Genomic DNA, 20,018 nt, shown 5'->3' on the forward strand with positions numbered 1-20,018 from the left:
TTCAATTGTTTTCATGAAAAAAAATTATACTGCCCTCCAGTTACTAAGGTTTATCCAACGTAGTTATGCTCAGGGCTGGGAAGATTCAGTACGGCGGTACGAAGAACTATACCCAAAGTCAGTAGCTACCAGACGTCGCCGATTTCAGGCTAAAAAAGTCGCCCTCACTTTCCTTTTGTTGTTCACAGTCAAGCTACTAGTTGCTCAGGAACTGACTCAAACCATTCGGGGAAGAGTGATCGACCAGCAATCGCAGGCGGTAGTTGTGGGAGCGAATATTATCGTTCAAAATTCTGACCCACTGCTCGGTAGCAGTACCGATGCTGACGGAAACTTTCGGATTGCTAACGTACCCATTGGTCGTCATACACTCACAGTAACCAGCATTGGCTACGAGAATGCGGTGATTCCCGAGCTGGTAATTGGTTCAGGAAAGGAAGTGATACTGACCATTCGCCTCACTGAGTCGTTAGTGCAAATGGAAGAGATTGTGATTTCAGCCGCTGATCAGGAAAAAGGAAAGCCTAGCAATGATTTAGCGTACATCAGTGCCCGTTCTTTCACCGTAGAAGAAACCAAACGCTATGCTGCCAGCGTGAACGATCCCGCCCGCATGGCACTTTCCTTTGCCGGAGTAGCTTCCAATGACGATGAGTCTAATAATATTGTAATCCGAGGAAACTCGCCCCGAGGCTTACTGTGGCGAATTGAAGGAGTAGAAGTTCCCAACCCCAACCACTTTGGTGATATAGGAGCTTCGGGTGGTGGCATCAGTATGCTAAGCGTAAATATGCTAGACAATTCCGATTTTTATACCGGCGCTTTTCCGGCGGAGTACGGTAATGCTTCCTCGGGAGTGTTCGATATCAAACTGCGTAAGGGTAATAACGAAAAACGGGAGTACGCTTTTCAGGCAGGTGTTCTGGGCGTAGACTTTGCCGCTGAAGGTCCGTTTAGCAAGAATAGTAAAGCTTCCTACCTAGTTAATTATCGCTACTCTACATTAGCTGTATTAAGCCAATTAGGTATTGAAGTGAATGGCGATGCCATTCCTAACTTTCAAGATGCGGCGTTTAAAGTTCATGTGCCCACCAAGAAAGCGGGTTCTTTCTCGCTGTGGGGCGTAGGCGGCTTAAGCCGACAGGAAATAGATGACCCTGAGGAAACCGAATCCTTCCGGTACAATATGGGCACGGCAGGTTTATCGCACGTATACTTCTTCGGCAAAAAAACGTACTTAGAATCTATTGTCTCTTACGCTCAGTCGCTCAACGCTTTTTCTGATGAAGAGCCTCCGTTCAGCTATAACTTTGAAGAGCGGTTTCGTAAGTCTTCCTTGCGAGGCTCGTTTTTGCTGAATCATAAATTCAGTGCCCGCCATACGCTTCGCACCGGCGTTATTGCCAGCCACCTGAATTTTGATTTATTGGCTCAGGGAGCGAGAGATACACTTTCGTTTACTGAAGTGGATAGCGACGGCAGCACCCAACTGTGGCAAGGTTACGCCCAGTGGCAATTTCGGGCTACTGAAGCCCTGACGTTTAATGCCGGGTTGCACCAAATGTACTTTCGGTTGAACGAACAGCAGAGTCTGGAACCCCGAATCGGGATGCGTTGGGCATTCGCTCCCAGACAAACCCTGAGTGCCGGATTTGGGGTTCACAGCCGGGTTGATCCACTGGTAAATTATTTTGCTACTTTTCGCCAAAATCCAGATGAGCCGTATACCCAGCCCAACCGTAATCTGGACTTAACCAAATCACGTCACTATGTGGTTGGCTACGAGCGCACTTTACGCGACGACTTGCGTTTGAAAGTAGAAGCTTATTATCAACAGCTTTACGATGTGCCCATCGGCTTATCGACTGGTTCCGACGTTCCTTGGTACGCAGCTTATTCGCTCATCAACTACCAGGAGGGAGTAGTAGATTTTCCGCTAGGTAATAACGGAACGGGACGCAACTATGGCTTAGAACTTACGCTGGAAAAATTCTTTACCCAGAACTACTATTTTATGCTCACCACCTCGCTGTTTGAGTCTAAGTATACCCCACTCAATGGTGAAGAATACAACACGCGCTTTAACGGAAATCACGTAGTCAATTTTCTGGGAGGTAAGGAATTTAAGGTGGGGAGAAATAAGAATAATGTACTAGGGCTTAACTTCCGCATAAGTTGGGTGGGTGGGAATCGCTACACTCCGGTAGATATTGCTGCTTCGCGGGAGGCGGGTCAAGCCATAGTACAGTGGGATCAACCCTACGCTGCTCAGGTTCCTGACTACTTCCGACCCGATGTTCGGGTAAGCTACCGCTGGAACCGAGCCAGGTACTCCAGTATACTTTCACTGGACGTCCAAAATGTAATCAATCGTTCAAATGTTTTTACCCGCTTTTACAGTGCATCCGAGGGGGATATGGTAGATTCTTTCCAGTTGGGGTTAATCCCGATCCTTAACTATCGTATCGAGTTTTAGAACAGAAGTCACGCTGCTGAGTTATTTAGTGGATGAATCCTTTTCACGGAAAAGTTGCGTTGGTTACCGGGGGGGCACAGGGCATTGGCAAAGCTATTGCGCAGGCTTTTTCGCACCACGAAGTACGGGTGGTAATTGCCGACCGGGATGAGGCAGCCGGGAAAGAATGCGAACAGTGGCTGCGATCTAAAGGAGGTGAGGCCACTTTTCTCTACTGCGATGTGGCGGATGCAGATTCTATTCAATCGCTAACCGAGCAGGTAATTGATCGCTACCAGCGACTGGATTTTCTGGTCAACAATGCTGGGGTATTCTGCTTCAAACCGATAGATGAATTATCGGTAGTAGAGTTTGATGAAATACTGGCGATTAATTTACGTTCAGCATTCGTGGCAGCTAAGTTTGCAGCACCGTACCTGAAACAACAGCGGGGTGCTATCATTAATATTGCTTCTACCCGCGCTCTGATGTCGGAACCCAATTCCGAAGCGTATGCGGCTAGCAAAGGAGGCTTGGTAGCGCTGACGCACGCTTTAGCTGTTAGCTTAAGCCCGGAAGTGCGGGTAAATACCATTAGTCCCGGCTGGATAGAAGTGCGAGATTGGCAGAAACGCTCGGAACGGCAGGAAGTACAGCATAGCGAGGCTGACCGAACTCAGCACTTGGTAGGCCGGGTGGGTACCCCCGAAGACGTAGGGCGAGCGGTGGTATTTCTTTGTTCCGGCGAAAGTGGATTTATCACCGGGCAAAACTTGGTTATTGACGGTGGTATGACTGCGAAAATGATTTACGAAGACTAATTTTTTTATACACACAATAAATTTTTTGAACAATGGAACATTACGTAATGATCTCACACTTTGAGAACGAACAAGACGACCAAGATTTTCGGGCGAAAGCGGTAACAAATTACCCTCGGCATAAAATTGAGGAACACGAAGATATTACCTACGTTGGCTTTGCTGCCCGTGAACAGGCCGAAGTTGAAGACTTTTTGGATAGCATTTTAAACCGCTTCGGTATCAGCGATAAAGACTTTGTAGCTCTGTACTACAGTCGCGACAACGAAACTATTCAGCGCAATATGGTGATGGGGCCTGATCGGCTAGTAGAAAACTTAACCGAAAAAGTGAGCCAAGATGAGCACGTAAATCGCTTAAGCCGTTTGTTGAACTACGATTACGTAGAGGCGATGCCTAATCCTTAAAGAAAAGCTAATGTTTTCTTGAGACTATGGTAGATAAAATGAAGGAAAAGGTACGTTGTGAGTTAAATATTACAATAACCTATTCCTTCTACTTAGCGAAGTAACTATGTTTTGTTTTAAAACGCTGAATATCAGAAAGTTATGAAGAAAATAGCTTGCCTAATGCCAGTCTAATATTTGTACTTATCAAATAATAAACTGCTATTTAGTAATAACTAAGCAGTGGATGCTACTGCCCTTGACTAATAATCTTACAACTAACGTACGATGGTATAAGCACACGAATAAGCGTAAAGCACAAGTGGGTATAGAAATTGAAATATTGCTACCAAGTAAATATTTTCATGATTTTTAAATTCGCTTTAAATGAATAATAATCGCAAAACCACAGAGTTCAGCACGCACCTTTCCCGCTCACGTATGCGTCGCTATCTACACGGTCAGTTAAGTGCAGAAGAAAGTCGGCAGGTAGAAGTACACCTAGCGAACTGCACTCATTGTTCGGCAGCGTTGGTGAACTATATTGAAATTGAGGAAGCCGATCAGTATAATGCCTACGCTAAGCAGCTATCAGGTAAATTGAAGGAACAAAAGATAGCAAAACGGTCTACCCTATCTTCTTTTCAGATTAAAGCCATTCGCACTGCGGCTGCGGTGGTAACTCTAATGATTTTTTCCTTTTTTGGGGTGAAGAATATTATCAATAAGGAAGTAGCCAATTATCAGTCAGATGAGGTGGGGTTACCGGTTAAGGGCAAGCCACTAGCCGCTAAAGCGGTTCCAGTAAACAAGGAAGTAGCAACCAAGCCTACTGAAAAGAAAGACGATAACCGACTGGCTGATAACCGTCCGGTTGAGAAGAAAATCGAGCGAGCAACCACTAATAAGCCTTCGGCGCCTGTTAAAAAGAAGCCGATAGCAAAGAAAGTAACACCAGCAGTGAAGAAAACTACTACTAAACCTCAGGTTAAAGCCGATAAACCAACTGCTCCAGTGGAGAAAAAAGTGGCAACAGCCGTTCCCAAGGAGAAAGAGCCAGAAAGGGAATCTAGTCCAGTAGAAAAAGTAGCCGATACTAACAAGGTCACCGAACCAATTGTCGAAAAGGTAGAAGCTGATTCGCAATTAGCTACTCAACCTGAAGTTAAACCAATTAAAAGTTTATCTACTGTTAAGAAAATGGATGTAGCTAAGCAGGTAGACATATCTACTCCCGTGGGAAGTACAGCTCCACCGGTAATTCCAGTGCCTGGTGGGGGACAACGTTAAACAGTAATCATTGATAGAACAAAAAAAGCCTCTGAAGAATACATCCTCAGGGGCTTTTTCTATGAAGTGATTTAAAGTTTTAGAAGTTGTTTTGTCAGAACCGCTTTGTTTTCAGCATCTTTAAGTCGCTTAAAGGATAGCCAAAATTCATATTGGAGATTTGAGTCAGATTTCCCTCCTAGAGCACTGAAAATCGCTATCAGTAACTCTGAAGCCTTGTAAAAACTTTAAATCGCTTCTTTCGTAACGCTACGTTGACACAAATAAATTTTCAGTAATTCATCGAGATTGAAAATCTTTGATACTATATCAGAATATTTAGACGTCCTTGAAATTGAGCATGGATCCGAAGCTGGCGATCTTTTTGTATTCAAGATTGAAGACTATTTTGGTGATAGGTCATTTGAGGTAGGACCCTACCGGCACAACTTCTTTGAGATCAGCTACGGACAGGGGCACGATGTGGACGTTCAGGTGGGCGATGCCTCATTCAACCCGAGCGATAAGATGCTGTCTTTCTCTACACCGTTCAATATTTCGTCGTGGCGCATCAATTCATTTCAGGACAATTCGCTGGGCTATATGCTGTTGTTCAAACCCGAAATTCTGAATAAAACCTACCATAGAATTGATCTCTACCGAAACTTCCAGTTTTTCAATATTAATACTTCCCCCGCACTCGCTCTTGCTGATGAGGAAAGCACGATGATCACCGGCCTAATGGGAACAATACTCCAAGAGTTTCAGGAAAGAACATCCACCAGTTCTTCTACTATTCTGAGTGCCTACCTGACTATTCTCCTTGAGAAAGCCAATAACCTCTACCAGCAACCTAATGCTCAACTCGTGTTTTCTAACCGAGCCGAAGAAATTGCCTTCTTATTCGAAAGTCTCCTAAAAGAAAAGGTCAGCTACCAACGTCACTTAGGCGACTACGCGGCTGAGCTGAATATCAGTACTTCGTACCTATCGGAGTCGGTGAAAAAAACGACGGGCAAATCGGCCAAGGCCGTAGCCAAAGAGTTTTTGATGCTCAATGCCAAAGCTGAGTTGTCGCAAAACAAAGATACGATTGCCACAGTAGCCGAGCGGTTGGGGTTCAACGACACCTCAAATTTTATTACGTTTTTTAGGACTGAGGCCGGGCTGACTCCCAATCAGTACCGAAAATCACCTTGATTTTTACCATTTTTACCTCTTTTTACATATAAAATTCCGGCTTTTTTCTATTGACCTTTGTCTTGTAGCTAAACAATACAGACAAACTAGTCAATATGAAAACATACTGTAGTACCCTACTTTTTCTTTTGGTAGGTTTCATCATACACGTACCACTGTACGGACAGACGGTGCTAGAAACTGCCGCAACGGACGAAAACCTTATCGTCGAAACGTGGTGGATCAAGCCTTTCGACGATGAATATAAGCTGAGCCTCTTCAGCCTGAATACGGCGGAGTATAATTATGACAGCGAAGAAAGTATCTTCATGTCGTACTCTTTGCTGAACTACAACTTATTCAAGAATTGGGGGCCAGCCGTAGGAACCCGCTTACTGCCGGATCGGGCGGTAGCCTTGAGTGGTGTTCAGTATAGCTTCTACCGAGAAGAATTTTTTGTCACGGCCAATGTAACCTCCGAAATTAAGCGCAGCCCCGACTTCGAGGTTTTCTCCATTGTGCAGTACCGCCCCCGCTTTTCCGAAAAGGTGAAAGGGTTTTTTCAGGGGCAATTCTCCTTCAATTTTAACGCTGAGACCCATCTGTTTAGCTTTCAACAGTTTCGCTTAGGGGGCGACTTCGGCTTAATACAAACCGGTATTGCCCTCAACAACTTTCAATTCGAAAACGATTGGGAGTATGATTTTCAGCCAGGGCTGTTTTTCCGCTTGGAGTTTCAATAAAAAATCAGAGTAAACCATAAAAAAAGAAAACAATGAAATACCTCATCTTCAATACATCTGAGAATTGGGCCTCTACTGTGCTACGCATCGTATTGGGCATCATCATCTTTATTCACGGAATAGGCAAATTAGGCGGAGAAGGATACAGCCAATTTATCTACTTCTTCACCGAATACCTGCGAATGCCCATCATCCTGGCTTGGCTTACCATTGCCGTTGAGACGATCGGTAGTCTGCTGCTGATTGTTGGTTTTGCTACCCGAATCAATGCCATTGCGCTTTTTGGTCTTTTTGTGGGCATGATCACCTTCGTGCACTGGGACATCGGCTTTTCTATGAACTGGTGGGGGCAGTTGGAAGCAGGACAAGAAGGTTTTGAATATCATCTTTTGGTGCTAGCCATGAGTGGCGCACTGGCTTTACTAGGAGGGGGTAAGCTCTCGGTCGATCTGCTGCTGTTCAACCCTCAGCCCGGCGCAAAAACCCTTTAATCTATGCCCGCAACGATCTACATTTTAGCGTTAGCCACTTTTGCGGTGGGCACCCAAAGCTACGTATTTACGGGGCTTTTATCAGACCTGGCCCATGACTTGGGAGTGAGTGTAGGGGTGGCTGGCCAGCTGGCTACTGCCTTTGCCATTACGAGTGGTATAGCAGCCCCCTTCGTGGTAAATTTCTTCAGTGGATACGAGCGGCGGCGCCTGCTGGTGAGCGCGTTGTTGTTGGTTGGGTTAATCAACCTGGGCACTGCCTTCTTACCTAGCTTCAACCTATTTGTTGCAGCACGCATTTTGGCTGCTTTGTGCGCTATTCTGGTCATTCCCACGGCGGGAGCCATCGCTGCTTCGCTGATGCCTAAAAACAAGCAGGGGCAAGCCCTCGGCCTCATTTTATCTGGACTTACGCTGGCACTGATGCTGGGTGTACCCTTAGGAACTGTCATTGGTGATCTTTTCGGCTGGCGCGCCACATTCGTCTTTGCCGGAATTATCGCGCTTATGGCTGTCCCGTTTGTTGCCAAGCTGGTTCCAGAATCACCCGGCACCGCCGAAGCTTCCTTCAGTAACTTTGAGGTAGTCAAGCTCCGGATAGTGAAGGTAAGTCTGCTATTGAGCATTGTATCCTTTGTGGCAGCCTACCCCATCTTTGCCTTTATCGGGCCCTTCATCGAAGAAGTCACTGGGCTAGAGGGAGGTTACCTGGGAGCCATGCAAGCTGCCATTGGTGTTGGATCCATCATAGGACTGGTGATTGGCGGCAAGATGGCCGATGGTCGTCCTTTCACCCAGAACATCAAAATTCTCTTCGGGGCATTTGTTGGGGTGCAAGCCTTGTACTCTGTCTGGTTCCTATTTCCCGAACTGCTGGGCACCAGTCAGATGATTGCCCCAATGGCTCTGAGCATTATCGGATCATCTGCCATTTTATTTGCCACGGGCCCCGTGATTGAAAAAGCACTGGTCAATGCCAATCCGCCGCAAGCTGCTCTCACGTTGGCCATGAACACCTCGATGATCTATACGGGGCAGGGAATCGGGGCTGCGTTGGGAGGAATAGTGATTGCCCGTCAGGGCTACGAGGCAGTAGGCGGAGTGAGTGCAATAATCGCCACCGTTGCCTTGGCGATTGCACTGATGTTCAAACCGAAACCCACGAGGCAGGTGCAAGACCATAAGCCAGCTACACCTTAACAGTTTTTATTATTTAACCGAAAAGAAAAAGTCATGACTAAAACAAAAAAAATCTATGATCGTCCGATTGTTGTTACCGGATCCACCGGAAAGCAGGGGGGCGCCGTTGCTCGGCACCTCTTAGCCAGTGGCCATAGCGTGCGAGCTCTCACCCGCAACCCCGACAAACCGGCCGCCCAGGCACTCAAAGAGGCGGGGGCAGCGGTTGTTCAGGCAAACCTGGAAGACCGCTCTTCTATCGATGCCGCCCTCAAAGGAGCAGCCGGGCTGTATTCGGTACAAGACTTTTTAGAGGCTGGTGTGGAAGCCGAACAGCGTCAAGGCTTGAACCTAACCGCCGCACTTTCGGATTCTGACGTGGAACACGTGGTGTATACCGGAGCCTCTACCATGGATCGCAACACGGGCGTACCCCACTTGGATAGCAAGTGGAACGTTGAAATGTCGCTGAGGAACTCGGGTAAGACCTGGACCGTGTTTCGCCCCGCCGCCTTCATGGATAACTGGGAGTGGGATCGCGAAAATATCATGGAAACGGGCGTAGTGCGCTACCCTATGCATCCGGAAATGCCCTACGCGCAGATTGCCTGCGATGATATTGGCCGAATGGTGGCGCAAGCCTTCGAGCAGCCCGAATTATGGGCTAACAAAGCTTCCCCGATTACCAGCGATATCTCGACGATGAAAGAAATCACCGCCATCCTAGCCAACGTGTTGGGGCGTGATGTACGATACCAGCAACTCACCTGGGACGAAGTACAGGCTGAACAAGGGGAGGAACTAATGCTGATGTACCGCTCCTTCGATACCATTGGTATGGATGGCTCACCCTACTTCTTACAGCGTTGGCTCGGAAAAACTACTGATTTTGAAAGCTATCTGCTACAAGCAGGTTGGAATCAGTAGGATAAACCATAGGGCACCCCTGGCTCGTATTGCATGAGAGTTGGGGGTGACCCAACAGTCAACAATATTCATTGGACCAACAGTTCTTCAATTTTTATGCGATAGATTAAACTATAGTAATCATCCCCACTTGCAGCGTTATGCTAAACTTGGTACATCCAATGTGTAACCGAACTGCTTAAATATCAATACTTGAAATGCTAACGAGTTGAGATGGCTATCTACAAGAGCTTCATTGCCAGCTCTTATCCACCGTAGTGCATATCGGTTTCCCACTCAACTAGCGGAACAGCATCAGTGTCAAGAGTTTCACCACCCACTACTTCACCAAGATATACGCTATGGTCACCGTCTGATAAATCGTCTATCACTTTACATTCGAAGTAGGCCGGAACATCCTGTAGAACAGGCGACCCGGTTTTACCATCTTTGAAAGAGAAGCCGTTGATGGTATCTTCCTCAATGATACTTTTTTCAGAAAATGGTTTTAGCATATCTTGCTCGTTTTTTCCAACAATATTTACGGCAAAGACCCGGCTTTTCTCGATAGTCTCGTGCAAATCAGTATGTTTCTGAACGGCAATAGTGACCATCGGTGGGTTAAACGATGCCTGGCTAACCCAGCTAACTGTAGCTGCTGCTACGTAGTCTTTATCCCGCGTAGACATTTCTTCACTGGGTTTACGAGTAGTTACAATGTAAAATCCGTAGGTGATTTTCTTTAGTGCTTGCGAAACTTCTTGCTCCTTCATATCAAAAAAAATTATGTGATCTAAAAAATAATTTCACTAATGTAACTGCTTCTGGGGAGAGTTGTTTTTCGGTGGATAATACGGGTTAGGCAATAAGCATTGGACTTACGATTGTTATTTGTAGATTCTCAGAGGTAACTCTGTAGGACATTAAGCAAAAAAGGGTAGAAGCACTGAATAATATCAGTAATTTCACCTTCTTCCCATTAACAGTGTTAACTTATTTGTTTACTATAAAATACTGCCCTGCTTGGGAGAAACCGTATACTGAGTATTCTTTCTCTCCTATCAGTAAATTCTCAATATTACCTCGGTACAGATCAATTCGTATCTTAGCACTATCTGGTAACACTTCCATGAAGTGTATCGGCAAAGAATACGACCCAATATCATCCACCACCTCAATTATTTTAGGCGTAGAATCTGTTGTTTGGGTAGAAGTGCGGGCATGACTTTCTACTACCACAATTACCCCATTTTTATTCTGAGCATCAGCATTCCATTGGAAGGTAAACGCATTATTGCTACCATCTACGTGGGGAAGGGTGAATTCTTCTCTTACAATATTCTCAAATTGTAACTCGTGCGGGATGTACATACTATGCACCGCAGCTTCCTGACGGGCTACGGCTTCTTCCTTTCCTATCCGAAACGTAATGATATTACCAAACAGGCTTTTGATCTTTTCTTCTTCTGCTTTCCGATCTAGCCCACTAATATAAAGGTAACCTCGTTCTGGTCGGGAGATCATTTCTACATCCGCAATTTGTGCCGGGCCAATCTCTGAGTACAAAGCATTATAGGGCGCTTCAGCGCTAGGTCTATTCTTACGCACTATATCAAAGAAACCTTTGATACGGTACGAACCGCCCTCATGGGCAAAGTATAACCCACCTTGGTTGTGATTGAAATATTTATTGTACACCGATTCTTCGCTGTTGAGCATTAAGCGTCCATTAGGCGGAATTCCTACCCCGGAATTTTTACCAATCGGAAGATTTTCCTGGCACCCCCACATAACCACAAAAGGGGCGAGTAAGAAGATGAGTGGTTTAAATTGTTTCATGATGGATATTTTTGCGTGAGACTAAGAGCACGATGGGTAAACCGTGCGAAATCTATTCTAAAAAGCTGGCTTCTGTTGAGCTTGGAGAACGACTACAGAACTTTGGTAGTATTCATTATTACTCCTAAATGCTGATGTCGCCTTCGGTACAGTTCGTAGCCAAGCCAACCTAGCACTACGCTGTATTCTAACGATACTAGCCAAAGATTTTCCTGGAAACCATCAATGGTGTATCCCGCGTAGGTGAGAAAAATAAAGTACGTCCAGACGACCGCGTAGCGGTAGGGAGTAAGCACAGTTAAGGCTAGCAAAGGCAAAACATACCAGGGGTGTACGGTCAGGGCAAATAGCAGATAAATCAGCCAAACCCAACCAAAAGAATCTATGATACGCCGCTTCCGCTCCAAAAGGGTGTAGAATATGATTAGCAGAAAAGCCGTAATGGCTAACTGCGAACCCGCCGTCTGAATAATATTGTATCCTTTTCGGTAATAACCAATCTCCCGGACGATGTAATATAGGCTGGCGTTAAACTCAAACTTTTGAAAATACAAGCCGATGCTACCTTGCAGTCCCGCAATCAATTCGGAAGAAAGTAGTGGTAAAAATAATAGTAGTGTTGCTACCCCAACTACAGTGTAAAACATCAAAGCTTTCTGCCAACCCAAACGACGAAGGTAAAGCGGGAGAAACATTAATGGAAGCAGCTTAGTACATACCGCTAAAGCGAACAGCAATGCCGAGGCAATCCATTTTTGCTTTTCAAGTAAATAAACGCTGCCTAGCAAAAAGAAGATCATCAGGGCTTCAAAGTGTAGGTTTCCGGTCATCTCCAGAATGACCAGCGGGTTCAGGGCGTACCAGAGTATCTGCTTGGGGGGAATACGGTACTGTTTAGCTAGTTGAAGTAATAACCACAGTGTGCCCAACTCAGCCAACAGCAGAATTGCCCGAATTACCCAAGTGCTTCCAGTTAAAGAATTAGGAAACAGCTTCACCGCCAGGGTAAAAACGGCTTGATTGATGGGTGGGTAAATAGTGTAATAATCGGGAGAGTTGAGTGATGCGTAGAGTTCAGGGTCAATATCGATTCCCAAACTGTCTGCTTTGCCATTCGCTAATTCTGAAGGTAAATAGGCGAAGGGATTCACGTTTTGCTGAAGCAAGCGACCATCCCACACGAAGCGGTAAATATCATCCGATAAATTGGGCTGAGCGGGCAGCAAAATTAAGCGACCTACTACGGCAACACCTATTAAAAGATAAATTGATCGTTTAGAATCAGTCAGTAATGCACAGCCTACGTACGCTATAAAAGCTAGCGTGTAAACCGAAAGTAACTCAGTAGTTTCGTAGCGTTGGAGCGAGTAAGTGATGAAGAAAATACTGCTCAGGAGAGTGATTGAGCTAATACCTAGGACAATTGAGCGGAGTGTAGACATTTCAAGGCTCTTTCGTAAAAAGGGATATAATGCTTAAGATGGGCATTCTTTCTCGTTCATTTTTGTCTTGACTGGGCCACGGCGGCACAAAAACGAATCGCGCCACGATGGCCAAAAAAGTCAAGCCGACGCGGCGCGGAAAGTTCAAAGCGGGGCTTCCCAAGCTTCCTCGCTAAGGGCCTACGCACACCCCGCTGAACTTTCGGGTCAGCGCACCGAGAATCATAATTTTACGGACGATTCAATTTTTACGAAAACACCTTATCAGGCATGTTTTACTTGGCGGAAAGAATAATAAGCCACGGCAGCAAATCCAGTTGTTAGCATTCCGTGAAATAGGAGTAAACCAAAATCACCCAGCCGAATTCCGGTGTAGATACCGTAGGCAAAATAAAGAGCTAAAGCGGCTTCCAGCAGAACCATCGGACTGAGTTTGCCTTTGACATATACATTGCTACTCCACTTCTCCTTAGCATTGGTTACGTTGAATTTGGGCGTTCGCAGAAAAGGTGATTTAAAACCTAACAATCCTTCTGCCACGGCAATGGCGTTGTGCAGTGATAACCCCATCGTGATGATGAGAAACAGTGGATAATGCACCAAGTAATACCGCCAGGGCTGTTTGGCATGAAGCCGACGAGTAGCGATCCAGTAGAAGAGACCGATAGAGAAAAAACCAAGAATGAATATGCCACCGAGGTTGAAAATCCACTGATACTCTGGATGGGCATCTTTGACAAAAAGCATAGGAACACTCAGTAAGGCGGCCAATAGCAACGACAGAAATACGGAAGAGTTAAATAAGTGAAAGAAAGCATGGAGGCGGTTTACCCACCGGAACGGACGAGCGACACGCTTGTAGGCTAATCGGCTGGCGTGTTTGCGGGCACACTCGGCAGCTCCCTTGTTCCAGCGAAATTGCTGGGATTTGATGGCGGGCATTAAAATGGGTAGCTCGGCGGGGGCTTCCACATCTTCGCGGTAGACAAACTCCCAGCCTTTGGCTTGGGCGCGGTAGCTCAAGTCCAAGTCTTCGGTCAGCGTATCATCCGACCACCCTCCGGCATCTGCAATACAGGTCTTGCGCCAAACTCCACCTGTTCCGTTAAAATTGATGAAGCTTCCGGCGTGTTTACGGCCTCCCTGCTCAATGGTAAAGTGTCCGTCCAGCCCAAAGGCTTGCAGACGGGTAAGCAAAGAATAATCCTGATTAATATGTCCCCAGCGGGTTTGTACCACACCTACTTGCTCATGCGTAAAGTGAGGCAACGTACGCTTCAGAAAATCAGGAGACGGTAAAAAGTCAGCATCGAAGATGGCGATGTATTCGCCCTCCGCTATTTCTAAGCCATAAGCCAGTGCTCCGGCTTTAAATCCACTTCGGTCGGTTCGGCGTACCTGCTGAATATTTATTCCCTGATTTTGGTAGTCAGCTATCTTTTCGGCAATAATATCTACGGTTTCATCCGTAGAATCATCCAAAACCTGAATTTCTAACCGATCAGCCGGATAATCAAAGGCGCAGATGGCATCAATCAAACGTTCAACCACATAACGTTCGTTGTAAATTGGTAGCTGAACCGTGACCTTCGGCCAACCTACGATAGTTTTAGGAGGTTGGGCTTTCTCTCGCAAGCTTCGTAGGTAGTGCCACGTAAGATGGAGCTGCGCCACGCTAAACATGAAAATGAACAGCAGTGAGAGAATATACGCTATAACGATGATGATTTCCACAGTGAATTAGTCCACAGTCGATAGTCCACAGTAAATAAATCGAGCTGTAGACTGTCGACCGTGGACTGATTACTATAAATATTTTAAAATTGTCCCAATAATTTTGTAGCCCGCCATAATTGTTCCTTTAACGGTTCCTGATACTTTCGATACTCCAATACGTTGCCGGTAGCGAACGGGCACTTCTATCCATCGTAGCTTTTGTTGCGCGGCTTTCACTTGCATCTCTACCGTCCAACCGTAGGTGCGATCTTTCATCTCCAGTGCCATCAGCGAATCGTAGCGAATTGCCCGAAACGGTCCCAGATCGGTAAAGTGAGCACCGTACAACCAACGAAGCAGTCTCGTAGCCAACCAATTGCCAAATATCTGCTGAGGAGTCATTGAACCTCTTTCCCGCTGGCCTAGTGCCCGGGAGCCAATTACCATATCCACTTTTTCATCCATAATTGGCTGAACCAACTGCGGTAATTCTTCGGGGTAATCAGAGTAGTCGGCGTCCATAAACACCACAATGTGGGGTTTCTCAATTTGCTGGCTAATATACGCTATTCCTTTCAAACAGGCATTGCCGTAGCCCTGCTCGGGCTCTTCTAAAACAGTAGCTCCTGCTTCCTTAGCAACGCGTACCGTATCGTCGTTAGAATTGTTATTGACTACCACAATCTCGCTCACCCATTCTTTAGGAATATCCCGAATCACTTTTCCCACCGAATTTTGTTCGTTGAAAGCCGGAATAATAACTTTACTAATATTTTGCATAAAAAGCTGAGGGCGAATCTCTGGGGATAGGGAATTGTCAGATGTACGACATTAGAATGATTAATGACTGATGAATAATGATTAATGAATAGTATGCTAATTATTCATCAATCATCCTTCATTAATCATTATAGTACTGGTTACTTCTTCAGAAACGGGGAGTAAAAACCAGAAAGTAGTACCTTTTCCTACTACACTTTCTACTTGTAATTCACTTCCGTGCAATTCTACAATTTTTTTTGCGATTGCCAGTCCTAACCCTAAACCACTCTGCGACTTGGCGCGAACGTTACTGCTGCGGTAGAAGCGATCAAAAACATAACGAAGGTCTTCCTCGGTAATGCCTTGTCCGGTATCAGAAACGCAAACCTTCACTTCTTTACCCGCTGGCTTATCTACGATGACAGTTACTTTTCCCTGTTCAGGAGTATATTGAATAGCATTCTCCATTAAGTTTTGCAGTACCCGAGCAATCAAACTCACATCGGCGTAAGCTAAAGGAATATCTTTGGTAAAATCACTTTTAAGTGTCACCTTATTTTCTTGCGCTTTAGGCGTAAGCTGAAGTAAAATATCGTGCGCGAGTTCTACCAAAGAAAATGTCTCGGGTTGAGGCTGCGTTTGCTGCGCTTCCAATTTAGATAGTGCAAATAGGTCGGCTACTAAGCGAGTTAGTCGTCGGGTATTCTTTAAGATTGTTTCCAAGTAGCCCTGCTGCTCGGCATCACTCAGTAAGTGCTTTTTCAATAGAATCGTTTCTACGTAGCCTTCTACTGATGCCAGCGGAGTTCGTAAATCGTGGGAAACATTGGCGATCAGTTCGCGACGCAGCTCATCATTTTGCTTAAGCTGGTTCATGGCAGACTGAATCTCACTGGCCATGGTGTTGAAAGCAACCGCCAAGTCATTTAATTCATCGGAAGAACTCGCTTGCACCCGCACGCTATAATCACCCTGTTCCATCTGTTGTACCGCTTCCGCAACCTTTTTTAAATCTCTCGTCAACCAAAGTACCAGCAGTAGACCGATAATCAATGTAACGACCAGTGCTACCAGCAAGGCTCTGCCCAGTACCATAAGAATGTAGCTGTGCCGAATAGAGGCCGCATCGGTTTCATGCTCGCTACCGAGGGTAATGTATAAATAGCAGTGTAGTGAGCCATCTTGACTCAATAGCTGAGTAGCTGAAAATACTCTAGGTTCTGCGGGAAACCGAGGGTCATCCCCGTAGATCGGCATAGAGTCTGTTTGGTGAATGAAGGCTTCTATTTGATCTACATCGATCTCCTGCATCTTTATTTCGCCAGGGTTGGCTGATGCGGTCAGTATCTCTCCATCATGCCCCACCATATACAATTTGATGTTGGGGTTGATAATCATGGCAGCATGAAAAAGATTTTCTAATTCTTTCCCCGGAATTTCATTCGTAGCCGAGTCAATTTTAAGTTCTTTCGCAATAGATGCTGCTAAATCTATGTTGCGCTTCTGCATCATCTCGGCTAGATAATCGGCTGAAGAAGTAGACATCAGGTAGAAGTACACTGCACTTACCGACACCAGCAGTATCGCAAACACCAGCGAAAGCCGAAAGCGCAGACTGCCCCAACGAATACCATCGCCGCGGTGGCGGTCGCGATTTTCTTTTTTACTATTTTGCTTACTAGATGAGTCCATCATTGAATTTATAACCAACTCCCCACACCGTCAAAATATAGGTAGGGTTGGCCGGGTCTTGTTCTATTTTTAACCGAAGACGATTGATGTGAGAATTCACGGTATGTTCGTAGCCACCGTAGGAATAGCCCCACACCTTACTTAGCAATTCTTCGCGGGTAAAGGTACGTCCTACCTCCTGCATGAACAGTTTTAGTAGATCAAATTCCTTTGCGGTCAGTTCTACTACTTCTCCATTCAGAAGAACTTTATGCTTGAGAATATCAAGCGTAAGTCCTCCCTGCTGAAGCCGATCAGCGGCCACTTCCTCTGGCCCTTGCTCAAATTTGTAGCGACGAATGCGGGCTTTCACCCGGGCTACCAGCTCGCGAACACTGAAGGGCTTGGTCATATAATCGTCCGCTCCCAAATTCAACCCTAGTACTTTATCAATTTCCTCAGCTTTAGAGGTAAGCATAATGATGGGGGTATCAATCCGCTCCTGCCGAATACGCTGACAAACTTCCATGCCATCCATACTGGGTAACATAATATCCAGAATGATAATATCGTACGGTTCGTGAATAGCCTGATACAGACCGTCAATACCGTTGCCAACAATCTCAGCTTCGCAGTCAATATCCCGAAGGTTTACCTGAATCAGATTAGCAATGTCCTGATCGTCTTCAATAATGAGGGCTCGCTTGTGCATAGTTGCCAGTAAAGAGTCTATTGATATTTCGTCTTCTCCTTCTCCTAAATAATCCATGTAAGTTACGTTAAATCTTAAAAATAAGCGACACAGCTAAGTCCTTAGGCCACTGCGTAGGCGGGAGTGTATATTGACTTCGTTTTATCATCTTGCTGCTTTAGCACTTCAATTACCTCAGATATATCGGCTCGTTGAGTATAATCTTCGGCCACAAAAGCGTAACGAATCGTGCAATTGGTATCAATCACGTAAGTAGCGGGCATCGGTAATCGGGCTATCGTATCCTGGTGGCGGATTAGTAAGTTTAATCCCAGGCTGCGGTAAAATGCAGCTAAATAATCTGAGAGCGCAATAGATACTTTGAATAGGCGAGCTACTTCACTGCCTTTATCCTGTAGAATCGAGAAGTCTAACTTATTTTTTTGCACGGTGCGCCGAACATGCTCTCCGGCTTCTGGAGTAACGGCCAGTAGTTGGGCACCCTGAAACTCTATTTCGGGTAACGCATGACGCCAAGCTTGTAGAGTAAGGTTACAAAACGGACACCAGCCGCCCCGAAAGAATACCAGCACTATTGGTCCTTTCTTTAGTTGATCATACAGATGAATAACCCGTTGATTTTGGTCTTTAAGGGCAAAATCGCTGGCTACATCCCCTACCTTTAAACTACGTTGGGAGGCGTGCTGTCGCTGAAGGCTGTTTACAAATTCCCGCAGTACCTGCCGTAGTTGGGGCGCGGTTTGTTGATCTATTTCTTCGGACAAGGCCTCTAGTTCTGTTGGTAAATTGGTCATGATGCTTATCAATTAAAATTTCTTTTCAACCATAAGTACGTGACTATGAGACGCTTATTTATCACAGAAGTATCACATGTTTATGAAATTTAGAAAATACATTTTTTTTGAAACAAAGTATAGACAATTAATGTATATACAAGTATTAAAAATGAATTACTATATTTATCTATCTTAATCTTTACTAAAAATGAAAAAAATATCTCTAAATGCGCTCGTACTAACTGTTTTGGCAGTAGTAGCTTCAGCATTTACCCTACCTGAAAAAGAGGCAGTAACGTATACTGTTGATGTTCAGCAAAGCGAGGTTACCTGGAAAGGGGAGAAAGTAACCGGAAACCACGTAGGCACTATCCAGCTTCAGCAAGGCAGTTTAGCCCTGGAAGACGGAAAGCTGATAGGCGGAAACTTTACGATTGATATGAGTACTCTCAGCAACACTGACTTGGAAGGTGAGCAGAAAGGAAAACTAGAGGGACATCTTAAATCGGATGACTTTTTCGGGGTAGCTACTCACCCTACCGCAACGCTTACTATTACCAAGGTTAAGCCTCAAGCCAACAATACTTACCAAGTTACGGGTAAACTGACGATCAAGGATAAAACCAACCAGATTCAGTTTCCAGCTACGGTTACCACCGAAGGAAGTCAAGTAACCGCCAACGCTTCTATTGCGGTAGACCGCTCCGAGTACGATGTGCGCTACGGTTCCGATAGCTTCTTTGATAACTTGGGCGACAAAGTAATTTACGACGATTTCCACCTAGAAGTATCGCTAGTAGCTAACGCCCCCATGATGGAAAAAGCCATGAAATAATACTTTCTTATTCGTGAGTTTAGTAGAAAAGTGGTGGAGTTAGGTCTTCATTGCTTTTTTTGGTTTATTTAAAGTGAACTGTTCATCAGTTTCCTCGTACTATCTGAGTAATTAAACCGTACAATATAACATGGCATCAATTGATACTTATCAACTTTCCCCGGATAAAATGCGCGAAGCTTTGCAGCAAGTATTATCAGGCGAAGAAGTATTGGTTTACGAGAACGGGAAACTCCTATTTAAAATTACGGAGGTAGAAAAGGTGGCCGAACGTACCTCGGGTAAGAAACGACAATTTGGTTTTCGGAAAGGAGCACTCAAGTACATGGCGTCTGACTTTAACGAACCACTAGATGACTTCAAAGACTATATGCCTGAATAGTACCTTAGCAAATGAGCCATTTACTAGACACCAGCACTTTTATATGGTTTGTGCAAGGTGATGCCCGACTTTCCCGTACAGCGCAAGCCCAAATTGAGGAACCGGAAAACACTATATTCGTCAGCATTATTAGCTTGTGGGAAATTGTGATTAGACAGCGTTTGAACAAGTTGGATTTTGAGGCGGATGTCCCACAAATGATTAGCGATATTCAAACAATGGATGCTCGTTTACTCAACTTATCACCACACCACTTGCAAGTGCTGGAAGGATTGGACTATAACCCTGACCATAAAGACCCTTTTGACCGCCTGCTAGTTAGTCAAGCCATAGCTGATAATTTATCTATTATCACCAATGGTGGGAAATTTCCTACCTATTCAATAGACTTGGTTTGGTGAAATAAAATTCCCCAGAAGTATAGTTACAAGCGATAGGGCAGTAGTTCTATCGC

General features: G+C 45.3%; 20 protein-coding genes. 12 read left to right on the top strand and 8 right to left on the bottom strand.

All coding sequences use genetic code 11. The features are described from left to right. The first annotated feature begins 13 nt into the window (after nt 1-13). The 9 genes from P0M28_RS20880 (at nt 14) to P0M28_RS20920 (ending at nt 9,450) form a co-directional block, all read left to right on the top strand. On the top strand, nt 14-2,476 hold the full coding sequence (locus P0M28_RS20880) for a TonB-dependent receptor (protein ID WP_302204838.1): 2,463 nt from the start codon (nt 14-16) through the stop codon (nt 2,474-2,476). 32 nt (nt 2,477-2,508) lie between these two features. Further along, the gene (locus tag P0M28_RS20885) at nt 2,509-3,276 is read left to right on the top strand and encodes an SDR family NAD(P)-dependent oxidoreductase (protein ID WP_302204839.1); all 768 of its coding nucleotides are present in this window, start codon (nt 2,509-2,511) and stop codon (nt 3,274-3,276) included. A 32-nt stretch (nt 3,277-3,308) separates the two neighbouring features. Further along, the gene (locus P0M28_RS20890; protein WP_302204841.1) at nt 3,309-3,683 is read left to right on the top strand and encodes a hypothetical protein; all 375 of its coding nucleotides are present in this window, start codon (nt 3,309-3,311) and stop codon (nt 3,681-3,683) included. A 366-nt stretch (nt 3,684-4,049) separates the two neighbouring features. Further along, nucleotides 4,050-4,952 (top strand): zf-HC2 domain-containing protein, encoded by a 903-nt coding sequence (locus P0M28_RS20895; protein ID WP_302204842.1) that lies wholly within the window; start codon nt 4,050-4,052, stop codon nt 4,950-4,952. Nucleotides 4,953-5,240: 288 nt separating this feature from the next. Further along, nucleotides 5,241-6,131 carry a helix-turn-helix domain-containing protein gene (locus tag P0M28_RS20900; RefSeq protein WP_302204844.1) on the top strand — a complete coding sequence of 297 codons (891 nt, stop codon included), beginning with the start codon at nt 5,241-5,243 and terminating at the stop codon, nt 6,129-6,131. A 95-nt stretch (nt 6,132-6,226) separates the two neighbouring features. Beyond that, entirely contained in the window at nt 6,227-6,853 is a 627-nt protein-coding gene (locus P0M28_RS20905; protein ID WP_302204846.1) for a hypothetical protein, read from the top strand. A gap of 32 nt (nt 6,854-6,885) precedes the next feature. Beyond that, nucleotides 6,886-7,344: a DoxX family protein gene (locus P0M28_RS20910; protein ID WP_302204847.1), complete on the top strand. Its 459-nt coding sequence runs from the start codon at nt 6,886-6,888 to the stop codon at nt 7,342-7,344. A gap of 3 nt (nt 7,345-7,347) precedes the next feature. After that, a complete protein-coding gene (locus P0M28_RS20915) occupies nt 7,348-8,544 on the top strand; it encodes an MFS transporter (RefSeq protein WP_302204848.1) in 1,197 nt (398 codons plus the stop codon). Nucleotides 8,545-8,577: 33 nt separating this feature from the next. Further along, nucleotides 8,578-9,450 carry an NmrA/HSCARG family protein gene (locus P0M28_RS20920; RefSeq protein ID WP_302204849.1) on the top strand — a complete coding sequence of 291 codons (873 nt, stop codon included), beginning with the start codon at nt 8,578-8,580 and terminating at the stop codon, nt 9,448-9,450. Nucleotides 9,451-9,695: 245 nt separating this feature from the next. On the opposite strand, the gene P0M28_RS20925 is transcribed toward P0M28_RS20920, so the two are convergent. The 8 genes from P0M28_RS20925 to P0M28_RS20960 form a co-directional block, all read right to left on the bottom strand. Beyond that, nucleotides 9,696-10,202: a flavin reductase family protein gene (locus tag P0M28_RS20925; RefSeq protein ID WP_302204850.1), complete on the bottom strand. Its 507-nt coding sequence runs from the start codon at nt 10,200-10,202 to the stop codon at nt 9,696-9,698. A 220-nt stretch (nt 10,203-10,422) separates the two neighbouring features. Further along, the gene (locus P0M28_RS20930; protein ID WP_302204851.1) at nt 10,423-11,268 is read right to left on the bottom strand and encodes a hypothetical protein; all 846 of its coding nucleotides are present in this window, start codon (nt 11,266-11,268) and stop codon (nt 10,423-10,425) included. Nucleotides 11,269-11,360: 92 nt separating this feature from the next. After that, complete coding sequence (gene mptB / locus P0M28_RS20935; protein WP_302204852.1) at nt 11,361-12,710, bottom strand: polyprenol phosphomannose-dependent alpha 1,6 mannosyltransferase MptB; 1,350 nt, start codon at nt 12,708-12,710, stop codon at nt 11,361-11,363. A 264-nt stretch (nt 12,711-12,974) separates the two neighbouring features. Beyond that, nucleotides 12,975-14,444 carry a cellulose synthase family protein gene (locus tag P0M28_RS20940; RefSeq protein ID WP_302204853.1) on the bottom strand — a complete coding sequence of 490 codons (1,470 nt, stop codon included), beginning with the start codon at nt 14,442-14,444 and terminating at the stop codon, nt 12,975-12,977. Nucleotides 14,445-14,516: 72 nt separating this feature from the next. Beyond that, complete coding sequence (locus P0M28_RS20945; RefSeq protein ID WP_302204854.1) at nt 14,517-15,206, bottom strand: glycosyltransferase family 2 protein; 690 nt, start codon at nt 15,204-15,206, stop codon at nt 14,517-14,519. 111 nt (nt 15,207-15,317) lie between these two features. After that, nucleotides 15,318-16,883: a sensor histidine kinase gene (locus P0M28_RS20950; RefSeq protein ID WP_302204855.1), complete on the bottom strand. Its 1,566-nt coding sequence runs from the start codon at nt 16,881-16,883 to the stop codon at nt 15,318-15,320. Continuing rightward, on the bottom strand, nt 16,867-17,628 hold the full coding sequence (locus P0M28_RS20955) for a response regulator transcription factor (protein ID WP_302204856.1): 762 nt from the start codon (nt 17,626-17,628) through the stop codon (nt 16,867-16,869). The genes P0M28_RS20950 and P0M28_RS20955 overlap by 17 nt, the downstream gene beginning before the upstream one ends. 44 nt (nt 17,629-17,672) lie before the next feature. Further along, on the bottom strand, nt 17,673-18,365 hold the full coding sequence (locus P0M28_RS20960) for a peroxiredoxin-like family protein (RefSeq protein ID WP_302204858.1): 693 nt from the start codon (nt 18,363-18,365) through the stop codon (nt 17,673-17,675). 190 nt (nt 18,366-18,555) lie between these two features. Here P0M28_RS20960 and P0M28_RS20965 point away from each other — a divergent pair, with 190 nt between their 5' ends. The 3 genes from P0M28_RS20965 to P0M28_RS20975 all read left to right on the top strand — a co-directional run bounded on the left by P0M28_RS20965 (nt 18,556) and on the right by P0M28_RS20975 (nt 19,965). Then, the gene (locus tag P0M28_RS20965; RefSeq protein WP_302204859.1) at nt 18,556-19,182 is read left to right on the top strand and encodes a YceI family protein; all 627 of its coding nucleotides are present in this window, start codon (nt 18,556-18,558) and stop codon (nt 19,180-19,182) included. Nucleotides 19,183-19,312: 130 nt separating this feature from the next. Then, complete coding sequence (locus tag P0M28_RS20970; RefSeq protein ID WP_302204861.1) at nt 19,313-19,564, top strand: type II toxin-antitoxin system Phd/YefM family antitoxin; 252 nt, start codon at nt 19,313-19,315, stop codon at nt 19,562-19,564. A gap of 11 nt (nt 19,565-19,575) precedes the next feature. After that, the gene (locus tag P0M28_RS20975; protein WP_302204863.1) at nt 19,576-19,965 is read left to right on the top strand and encodes a type II toxin-antitoxin system VapC family toxin; all 390 of its coding nucleotides are present in this window, start codon (nt 19,576-19,578) and stop codon (nt 19,963-19,965) included. The last annotated feature ends 53 nt before the right edge of the window (nt 19,966-20,018 follow it).

Origin of the sequence: Tunicatimonas pelagia, assembly GCF_030506325.1 — a bacterium.
In the GTDB taxonomy this organism is placed as follows: domain Bacteria; phylum Bacteroidota; class Bacteroidia; order Cytophagales; family Cyclobacteriaceae; genus Tunicatimonas; species Tunicatimonas pelagia.

What these genes read in the sequence shown, in the direction of transcription:
- P0M28_RS20910 (WP_302204847.1), top strand. Translation starts at nt 6,886, where the DNA reads ATGAAATACCTCATCTTCAATACATCTGAGAATTGGGCCTCTACTGTG.
- P0M28_RS20925 (WP_302204850.1), bottom strand. Translation starts at nt 10,202, where the DNA reads ATGAAGGAGCAAGAAGTTTCGCAAGCACTAAAGAAAATCACCTACGGA.
- P0M28_RS20975 (WP_302204863.1), top strand. Translation starts at nt 19,576, where the DNA reads ATGAGCCATTTACTAGACACCAGCACTTTTATATGGTTTGTGCAAGGT.
- P0M28_RS20970 (WP_302204861.1), top strand. Translation starts at nt 19,313, where the DNA reads ATGGCATCAATTGATACTTATCAACTTTCCCCGGATAAAATGCGCGAA.
- P0M28_RS20915 (WP_302204848.1), top strand. Translation starts at nt 7,348, where the DNA reads ATGCCCGCAACGATCTACATTTTAGCGTTAGCCACTTTTGCGGTGGGC.
- P0M28_RS20955 (WP_302204856.1), bottom strand. Translation starts at nt 17,628, where the DNA reads ATGGATTATTTAGGAGAAGGAGAAGACGAAATATCAATAGACTCTTTA.
- P0M28_RS20950 (WP_302204855.1), bottom strand. Translation starts at nt 16,883, where the DNA reads ATGATGGACTCATCTAGTAAGCAAAATAGTAAAAAAGAAAATCGCGAC.
- P0M28_RS20920 (WP_302204849.1), top strand. Translation starts at nt 8,578, where the DNA reads ATGACTAAAACAAAAAAAATCTATGATCGTCCGATTGTTGTTACCGGA.
- P0M28_RS20905 (WP_302204846.1), top strand. Translation starts at nt 6,227, where the DNA reads ATGAAAACATACTGTAGTACCCTACTTTTTCTTTTGGTAGGTTTCATC.
- P0M28_RS20960 (WP_302204858.1), bottom strand. Translation starts at nt 18,365, where the DNA reads ATGACCAATTTACCAACAGAACTAGAGGCCTTGTCCGAAGAAATAGAT.
- P0M28_RS20890 (WP_302204841.1), top strand. Translation starts at nt 3,309, where the DNA reads ATGGAACATTACGTAATGATCTCACACTTTGAGAACGAACAAGACGAC.
- mptB (WP_302204852.1), bottom strand. Translation starts at nt 12,710, where the DNA reads ATGTCTACACTCCGCTCAATTGTCCTAGGTATTAGCTCAATCACTCTC.
- P0M28_RS20885 (WP_302204839.1), top strand. Translation starts at nt 2,509, where the DNA reads ATGAATCCTTTTCACGGAAAAGTTGCGTTGGTTACCGGGGGGGCACAG.
- P0M28_RS20895 (WP_302204842.1), top strand. Translation starts at nt 4,050, where the DNA reads ATGAATAATAATCGCAAAACCACAGAGTTCAGCACGCACCTTTCCCGC.
- P0M28_RS20965 (WP_302204859.1), top strand. Translation starts at nt 18,556, where the DNA reads ATGAAAAAAATATCTCTAAATGCGCTCGTACTAACTGTTTTGGCAGTA.
- P0M28_RS20930 (WP_302204851.1), bottom strand. Translation starts at nt 11,268, where the DNA reads ATGAAACAATTTAAACCACTCATCTTCTTACTCGCCCCTTTTGTGGTT.
- P0M28_RS20945 (WP_302204854.1), bottom strand. Translation starts at nt 15,206, where the DNA reads ATGCAAAATATTAGTAAAGTTATTATTCCGGCTTTCAACGAACAAAAT.
- P0M28_RS20880 (WP_302204838.1), top strand. Translation starts at nt 14, where the DNA reads ATGAAAAAAAATTATACTGCCCTCCAGTTACTAAGGTTTATCCAACGT.